We start from the raw sequence: 8,315 nt of genomic DNA on the forward strand, positions 1-8,315 counted from the left end.
GGCCTATCACACGCCGCGCGTGAGCGCCGACCAATTGGCCGAAATGCTGGCGCGCAAGGACAAGGTGGTGGTGCTCGACGGCCGGCCGGTGAGCGAGTTCCACAAGATGAACATCCCCACGGCCACCTGCTGCCCCAATGGCGAACTCGCGTATCGCGTGCGCCGGCTGGTGCCCGACACCACCACGCCCATCGTCATCAATTGCGCGGGCCGCACGCGCAGCATCATCGGCGCGCAGACGCTCATCAACCTGGGCCTGCCCAACCCCGTCTATGCACTGGAGAACGGCACGCAGGGCTGGTACCTGAACGACCACGCGCTGGAGCACGGCGGCACGCGGCGCTATGCGGCGGACAGCGGCAACACCGACCTGCGGCCGGCCGCCAAGGCGCTGGCCGAGCGCTTCGGCGTGCCCACGGTCACGGCGCAAACGGTGCAGCAATGGGCCCGCGACGGCAGCCGCAGCCTGTTTCTCTGCGACGTGCGCACGCCGGAGGAATTCGCGGCCCGCACGCTGCCCGGCGCGCAGCACACGCCCGGCGGGCAATTGATGCAGGCCGGCGACCAGTACGTCGGCGTGCGCGGCGCGCGGCTCGTGCTGTTCGACGACGATGGCGTGCGCGCGCCCACCATCGCGCACTGGCTGCGACAGATGGGCCACGATGCGAGCGTGCTCGAAGGCGGACTCGCGAGCGGGCTGTCGCTCGCGCCCGCCCCTGCGCCGGCCGCACCTGCGCTGGCGACGATCGATGCAGAGGCGCTGTCCGCCCGCCTTGCGCAGGGCGATGTGGCGCTGGTCGACCTGCGCCCGAGCATGCAGTTCCGCGCCGGCCACATCCCGCAGGCGCGCTGGTCGATACGCCCGCGCCTCGCCCAGGACGGACTGCATCGACTACCTGTTCTTCGTGCACGACCGCCACGACGGCAACAAGGAAGCGGCGCGCCGCTACCTCGCCTGGGAGACCGGCCTGGTCGCGCAGCTCGATGCGCAGGAGCGCTCGGCCTTCAGGCTGCCCACCGCTTCCGCCGCGCGGCACGCCTAGCTCCCCCGGTTTCGCTTTCTCCGTTCGCCGTTGTCAGTTCCTATTCCAGGAGTCCCGTCATGTCGTCTGCCTTTCGCATTCCGAGCCTTGCCCGTCTTTCAATCGCTGCCGCATGGCTCGCGGCCATGGCGCTGCAGCCGGCCTCGGCCCAGCCGCTGCCTGCGCGCAACGGCTTTCCGTCGCAGCCGGTGAAGTTCGTCTCGCCCTTTCCCCCGGGCGGCGGCAACGACGCCACGGCGCGGCTGGTGACCACGCGGCTGCCGGAAATCATGGGACAGGCCGCGGTGGTGGACAACCGCGGCGGCGCGGGCGGCAACATCGGCGCCAAGTCGGTGGCCGAGGCCAAGCCCGACGGCTACACGGTGCTGACCTCGCAGGTGTCGATCATGGCGGTGAACCCCTCGCTCTACTCGGCACCCGGCTTCGACCCGATCAAGAACTTCGTGCCGATCACGCAGATCAACGCGGCGCCGCTCGCGCTGGTGGTGGAAGCCAATTCGCCCTACAAGACCTTCGCCGACCTGGCCACGCGCGCCAAGGCCAGCCCCGGCAAGCTCACCTATGCCACGCCGGGCAACGGCACGCTCTCGCACCTGGTCGGCGTGGTGCTGCAAAAGGACAGCGGCGTGGACATGACGCATGTGCCCTACAAGGGCGCCGGCCCCGCGCTCACCGACCTGCTCGGCGGACAGGTCGACGTGCTCGTGACCTCGACCTCCTCGGTCGCGGGCATGGTGCAGAACGGCAAGCTGCGCGTGCTGGCCGTCACCAGCCCGCGCCGCATCGGCGTGTTCGCCAAGGCACCCACGCTCGAGGAGCTGGGCTATGCCAATGCCCGCTTCGAGGACTGGTACGGCTTCTTTGCGCCGGCCGGCACGCCGCCCGAGCGCGTGGCCTACCTGAACGAAGCCATCGTGCGCACGCTGCGCCTGCCCGAGGTGACCAAGCTCGTGAACGACGGCGGCAGCGAGGTGGTGGCCAACACGCCCGAAGCCTTTGCCGCGCAGCTGCGCCAGGACATCGACCGCTGGTCGCGCATCGTCAAGCTTTCGGGCGCCAAGGCGGATTGACGCACCATAGAGGCCCGCGCTCGCTGGAACACACCATGTCCGATTCGCCCAAAGACACCGCAGGCCACTCCCTCGACACCCGGCTCGCCCACACCGGCAAGGCCCCGGCCTACTTCGGCGGCTCGCCGGTCAACACGCCGCTGGTGCGCGCGAGCACCGTGCTGTTCGACAGCGTGGCCGCCATGCGCGAGACGCGCGCCCGGCGCGGCGAAGAGCGCGCCTTCAGCTACGGCGCACGCGGCACGCCCACCACCTTCGCGCTCGAGGACGCAGTGAGCGAACTCGAAGGCGCCCACCGCACGCGCCTCTTTCCCACCGGCCTGGCCGCCATCGGCATGGTGCTGCTGTCGTACCTGAAGCCCGGCGACCATGTGCTGATGTCGGACAGCGTGTACGAGCCGGCGCGCAAGCTCGTGCACTCCTTCCTCGATCCCTACGGCATCCGCTGCAGCTTCTTTGCCGCGGACGGCAGCGGTGTGGAGGAACTGTTCGAGCCCAACACGAAGCTCATGTATGCCGAATGCCCCGGTTCGCTGGTCTACGAGATGTGCGACCTGCCGAAGCTGGCCGAGCTGGCCCATGCGCGCGGCGCGCTCGTTGCCGCGGACAACACCTGGGGCTCGGGCGTTCAATACCGGCCGCTTGCACTCGGCGCCGACATCTCGCTGATGGCCGCCACCAAGTACCTCTCGGGCCACTCCGACGTGATGATGGGCACCGTGGCCACCACGCGCGAAGCCTGGCAGCCGCTCAACGAGCGCTGCGACGCCTTCGGCATGACGGTGAGCCCGGACGATGCCTGGCTGGTGCTGCGCGGCATGCGCACGCTGTCCGCGCGGCTGCAGATGCACGAGCGGCATGCGATGGAGGTGGCGCACTGGCTGCAGGCGCGGCCCGAAGTGGCGGCGGTGTTCTGCCCCGCGCTGCCACAGCACGCGGGCCACGCGCTCTGGAAGCGCGACTGCCGCGGCACCAACGGGCTGGTCTCGTTCGAGCTGCAGCCGGGTATCGGCAACGCCTCGGTCGAGCGCTTCGTCGATGCGCTGTCGCTGTTCGGCCGGGGCTCGTCCTGGGGGGGCTATGAAAGCCTGGTGGCCTGGACCGACATGCGCGCGGCCCGCAGCGTGACCGACTGGAGCACGCGCGGCGCGGTCATCCGGCTGCACGTGGGGCTCGAGTCGCCTTCGGACCTGCTGCGCGATCTTGAATGCGGCTTTGCGGCGCTCGGTGCCGGCTGAGGCACCTGTGCAGCAGCTCAGGCCGCGATCGGCTCGGGAAGGATGGCCGTCAACGCAAAGTCGACCAGATGGAGCCAGGTCGCCTCGAGCCCCATGATGCTGTGGTGGTCCGAGGCAGGCACGGTCTGCACGCTGATGGGCGTGGGCCAGGCCGCGATCAGCTTCTGCGAGCGTTCGGGCAGCACCACGTCGTCGCGCTCGGCCAGCAGCACCTGGGTCTTGGCGGCCACTTCCTTGCAGTGCGTGAGCGAGTCGAAGCGGTGCCGCAGCAAGAGCGCGAGCGGAACCAGCGGAAAGCGCTTCTTCGCCACTTCGAGCATCGAGTCGTAGGGCGTGACCAGTTGCAGGCTTGAGAAGTCCTGCTGCGCCACCAGCTGGATGGCCACGCCCGTGCCCAGGCTGCGGCCGACCACGTGCAGGCGCGCCTGCGGAAAGGCCTTGCGCAGGTGGTTGGCAAACTGGATCGCGTCCGCCACCGAGGCGATCTCGGAGGGATGCCCTTCGGAGTCGGCCACGCCGCGGTAGTTGACCGCCGCAAATCCGAAGCCCTCCGGCAGCCAGTGCAGCGCCTGCGCGGTGGCGCGGACGTCCTCGCCCCGGCCGGCAAAATAGATGAACAGGTCCTGCAGCGCGTCTTCGCCCTGCGGGTGGTAGACGTAGCCGCGCACCATGCCGCCCGGCACGGTGTGGGAGTAGGTGGAAAAGTCGTCGGACAGGTGGACGACCGGAAGCTTCCTGGCGTTGAAGAGGATGTGCCCCTGCCGCGTGGCAAGAAGGGTCCAGTACGCCGCCATGCCGCCAATGGCGGCGGCCGAGGCCGAGAGTGCAATGCGAAAGGCTTTGGAAGATGACAAGGCTTGGCTCCTGCTTACTTCTTGCAGTCGCCGCCGACGGACACCGTGCCGTCCTTGCACTCCGTCAATATCTCTTCGCCGGCCGGGCCTGCGCTCGGACGCGCCGGGGCCGCGCCTGCGGCGGGAGCGTCTTCGCGCTGGTAGACGATCTTCTTGCTGCCGAGATCGCAGCTGCCCACCACCTGCCCGGGCGCCTCTGCGTTGGCATCGACGGTGGTGACGGCGAAGCGCGTCACGCCGGCCGCGGCAATCTTCGCTTCAATTTGGGTGCGCAGGGCTTCGCAGTTTTCGGCGCCGTGGGCGGTGCCCGCCAGGGCAAGCGCCATGGGAATCAACCAGGGTTTCATGATGAGTCGGCCTCGCAGCGGAGGGTTTGGCAAACAAAGAGTCTAGCCCTTCATTTTCCGGCGACGCATCCTCGCGCACGATGCGGTAACCAGGCGTCACTGCCCGCACCGCGCACTCGCAGGCTCAGCCGCAGGCGTTCCTGCCGGCCGGAGACTGGCGCAGCCTGTTGAGAAAGGCAAGCTGCACCCTGGCCGTCTCGCGGCCTTGCGCGGCGGCGCGCAGCATCCACTGGCGGGCCTCGCAGCGGTCGGCCCTGATGGCGGCGCCGTACAGCGTCGGCCCCGCCAGCAGCACCATGCCCAGCATCTCCTGCGCCTCGGCGTGGTCCTCGGCCGCCGCTTGCCGAAGCTGTTCGAGCATCGCGCGGTAGTCGCGCGTGGCCTGCGCTTCGAGCGCAAGCTGGAAGCGCTGCTCGGCATGCAGCACGACGCCCGCATCCGGCGGCTGCGCCGCAGAGAGCGCCGCCGCAAGGCACAGGGCGCCCGAAAGGCCGATGCGCCAGCGCAGCGACCAGCTTGCGATTTGATTCAATTCGGAGGCCATCGATGTACTCCACCATTCGTTTGCGTGGAGGCCATCGTGGCAGCAGGCGGCGGCCGCGAGAAACTGGATTTCGCGCAGCCAGGCTCAGCCGGCGCCTGAGCCCTTGCGCGTCGTCATGCGCTTCAGAACTTTGCGGTCAGCGCCACCTGCAGCTCGCGCCCCGGTCCCGGCATGATCAGGTTGTCGACGCTGCCGTGCGCGGACACGTAGTACTTCCTGCCCGTGATGTTCTTCAGGTTGACCGAGAGCTCGTAGCGCTCGGTCCTGTAGCTCGCGGCCAGGTCGGCCGTGACGTACGAAGGCAGCGTCACCAGGTTGCTGAGCGAGGCATAGCGCGCGGCCACGTAGTTCACGCCGCCGCCCGCGCTCAGGCCATGGCCCAGGTCCTTCATGAGCCACACGAAGGCCGAGTGCCGCGGCGTGAGCGGCGCCACCTTGCCCTGCACCGGCATCGCGGCGCCGATGGGCAGCTGCAGCGAACTCACGGTGGCCAGCGACTTGACCATGCGGCCGTCCAGGTAGGCGTAGCCCGCGCTGACGTCCCAGCGCCCCGGCAGCTTGCCGGCCAGCGCCAGTTCCATGCCGTTGGTGCGCTGCGTGCCCACGTTGATCTGCCGCGCCGGGTTGGACGGGTCGGTGTTCTTGATGCCCGAGCGCTCCAGGTTGAAGAGCGCGGCCGTGAGGTTGAGCGCGCCGTCCAGGAAGTCGAGCTTGGCGCCGATCTCCTTGTTGACGGTGATCTCGGGATCGTTGGCGGCGTTGTTGGCCGACAGCGCGAAGGTCTCGGCCGAAGGCTGGAACGAGCGGCTGTACGACACGTAGTAGGACTGCGAGTCGCTCGGCTGCCAGACCAGGCCCGCGCGCGGGCTGAACTTGCGGTCGGTGCGCGAGAAGGGAGCCAGCGTGCGCTCGAAGGAAGTCTCCTGGCGGAAGTCGTCGTAGCGTCCGCCGACGAGCGCCTTCCACTGCGGCGCCAGCGTGATCTGGTCCTGCGCATAGAGCGCGGCCGTCTTGAAGGTGGAGTTGCTCGGAATCGCGCTGTTGGCCAGGTAGCTGGCGAGCGGGATGGGCGGCGGCGCGGAAACCGGGTTCAGGATGCTCACGCGCTCGAAGCCGGTGGCCGAGGACACCGTGTACGCGCGCTTGTCCTGCTTGCCGAGCTCGGCGCCGATCAGCCATTCCTGCTTGAAGCCGCCGAGCTCGTTGCGCCATGTCAGGTCGGTCTGGTTGAACCAGCCGCTCTCGTCGCGGTCGACGAAGCCGCGGGTGCGGCCGACGGTCATGCGCACCGGGTCGGTGGTGCCGCTGGGCAGCGTGTTGAAGCGGTCGAGCTTGTAGCTGTAGTAGCGCGTGGTGTTGCGCAGGCTCAGCGTGTCGCTGAAGCGGTGGTTGAGCGTGGCGGTGAAGGACTGCACGCGCGTGGTGGTGGTGTCGTCGCGCTTCGCGAAGGCCGAGCCGTAGTAGGTGCCGATCGGCACGTTCACCGGGCGGCCGTTGAGCGCCGGAATGCCGAAGTCGGTCAGCCGCTGGTCGTAGGCGTTGGTGTATTGCAGCAGCAGGTCGGTCTGCGGGCTGAACTTCATGGCCAGCGAGGGCGCGATGCTGTAGCGGTCGATGAACTGCTGGTCGCGCCAGCTGCCCGACTTTTCGCGCGCCACGTTGAGGCGGAAGGCCATGTTCTCGCCGATGGGCCGGTTGAGGTCGGCGGTGAGCCGCTTGAAGTCGTGGGTGCCCAGGCCGAGCGACACTTCGCCGAAGGGGCGCTCGAAGATCGGCTTCTTCGTCACGCGGTTGATCAGCCCGCCCGACGAGCCGCGGCCGTACAGCACCGCGGCCGGGCCCTTGAGCACCTCGATGCGCTCGGTGTCCGACAGGTCGCGGAAGTACAGCGCGTCGTCGCGCACGCCGTCCACGAACCAGTCGGCAATGGCCGTGAAGCCGCGGATCACCACCTGGTCGCGCTGGCCGTCGCCCGCATTGAAGGAAACGCCGGGCGCATTGCGCAGCGCGTCCTGCATGGAGGTGGCGCCCTGGTCCCGCAGCAGCTGCGCGGGCAGCACGTTGACCGCCTGGGGAATGTCGCGCAGCGGCGCACTGCCTTTCGTGGCCGTGCTGCCGACCGACGGGGCATAGCCGGGCTCCTGCTCGGAGGTGACGGTGATCTCCTGCAACGTGCTGGCCGAGGTCTGGGCCTCGGCCGCGCAATGGAGTGCGGCAAGGGTGGCAAGGAAGAGCGGCGTGCGGCGAAGGCGACGACGCACGGCAGGCGGGCGAGCGGACATGGAGAATTTCCCTCAGGGCGATTTTTTGGGATCGCGAAGCGCCATGCCGCTTCTTCCATCGACCGATGGAGAAACCGCATGCGCCCTGCCTGGAGAAAAATCTGGGTTGGGTCCTTTGCCCGGTTCGCCCTGGCGCGTGGCCGGGGCTTCCTGCAACAAAAGTTCGCTTCGCGCGAACGGCGGGATTGTAAACACAGCCGCGCTGCTTGCGCGCGGCGCCGCCGCCGCCCTCTTCAGCAGCAGCGCCCCTTGCCCCCGCCGTAGCGCGCCTCGAGCCGCTCGCGGAAGAAGGCCTCGTAGCTCATCGGCGGCTGGTCCGGATGGGTGGCCGCCATGTGGGTCAGGTAGGCGTCGTAGTCGGGCAGCCCGACCATGAGCCGCAGCGACTGCTTGAGCGAGCGCGCGAAGTAGCGCCCGGCCTCCGGCAATGCGAGAGCCATGGCCCCCTCCTGTTCAGCGCGCCGCCGAGGCGGCGAGCGGTTCGAACGGCGTCTCCTGCGCGGTCGGCCGGTGGGCCGCGCGTGCCGCGAGGCAGGCCTTGATGCTGTAGACCAGCACGCTCAGCACCACGAACATGAAGAGCGCGCACAGCGCCGCGTCGAGCCGGTCGTTGAAGACGATGCGCGACATGGCCTCGGGCGTCTTGGCCGGCGCCACCAGCACACCGTTGGCCAGGCCTTCGGTGTAGCGGGCCGCATGCGAGAGGAAGCCGATCTTCGGATCGGGCGAGAAGATCTTCTGCCAGCCGGCCGTGAGCGTGCACGCCAGGAGCCATGCGGCCGGCGCAATCGCCACCCAGGCATAGCGCTCGCGCTTCATGCGGAACAGCACCACCACGCCCAGCAGCAGCGCCACCGCAGCCAGCATCTGGTTGGMGATGCCGAACAGCGGCCACAGSGTGTTGATGCCGCCCAGCGGATCGACCACGCCCTGGTAC

Annotated in this window: 8 protein-coding genes and 1 pseudogene; 3 read left to right on the forward strand and 6 right to left on the reverse strand. The window is 69.0% G+C overall.

Going from position 1 to position 8,315, the window contains the following annotated elements; translation table 11 throughout:
- From AC1DOC_RS11265 to metC, 3 genes and pseudogenes are all read left to right on the forward strand, one after another.
- A pseudogene (locus tag AC1DOC_RS11265) lies at positions 1–1,043 on the forward strand (rhodanese-like domain-containing protein); the annotation flags it as partial.
- Between the two features lie 59 nt (positions 1,044–1,102).
- Positions 1,103–2,113: a Bug family tripartite tricarboxylate transporter substrate binding protein gene (locus AC1DOC_RS11270; protein WP_027730745.1), complete on the forward strand. Its 1,011-nt coding sequence runs from the start codon at positions 1,103–1,105 to the stop codon at positions 2,111–2,113.
- A gap of 35 nt (positions 2,114–2,148) precedes the next feature.
- Entirely contained in the window at positions 2,149–3,351 is a 1,203-nt protein-coding gene (gene metC / locus AC1DOC_RS11275) for a cystathionine beta-lyase (RefSeq protein ID WP_478080420.1), read from the forward strand.
- Positions 3,352–3,368: 17 nt separating this feature from the next.
- On the opposite strand, the gene AC1DOC_RS11280 is transcribed toward metC, so the two are convergent.
- From AC1DOC_RS11280 to AC1DOC_RS11305, 6 genes are all read right to left on the reverse strand, one after another.
- The gene (locus tag AC1DOC_RS11280) at positions 3,369–4,205 is read right to left on the reverse strand and encodes an alpha/beta hydrolase (protein ID WP_018905299.1); all 837 of its coding nucleotides are present in this window, start codon (positions 4,203–4,205) and stop codon (positions 3,369–3,371) included.
- A gap of 14 nt (positions 4,206–4,219) precedes the next feature.
- Positions 4,220–4,552 carry a DUF1161 domain-containing protein gene (locus AC1DOC_RS11285; RefSeq protein ID WP_478080421.1) on the reverse strand — a complete coding sequence of 111 codons (333 nt, stop codon included), beginning with the start codon at positions 4,550–4,552 and terminating at the stop codon, positions 4,220–4,222.
- 124 nt (positions 4,553–4,676) lie between these two features.
- Complete coding sequence (locus AC1DOC_RS11290; RefSeq protein ID WP_478080422.1) at positions 4,677–5,096, reverse strand: sel1 repeat family protein; 420 nt, start codon at positions 5,094–5,096, stop codon at positions 4,677–4,679.
- Between the two features lie 122 nt (positions 5,097–5,218).
- Entirely contained in the window at positions 5,219–7,378 is a 2,160-nt protein-coding gene (locus AC1DOC_RS11295) for a TonB-dependent receptor (RefSeq protein WP_478083717.1), read from the reverse strand.
- Between the two features lie 233 nt (positions 7,379–7,611).
- Complete coding sequence (locus tag AC1DOC_RS11300; RefSeq protein WP_307657088.1) at positions 7,612–7,818, reverse strand: YbdD/YjiX family protein; 207 nt, start codon at positions 7,816–7,818, stop codon at positions 7,612–7,614.
- A 13-nt stretch (positions 7,819–7,831) separates the two neighbouring features.
- The coding region (locus AC1DOC_RS11305) for a carbon starvation CstA family protein (protein ID WP_478129810.1) at positions 7,832–8,315 on the reverse strand (484 nt) is incomplete at its 5' end.

The organism is Variovorax sp. 01T439_2 (genome assembly GCF_056398445.1).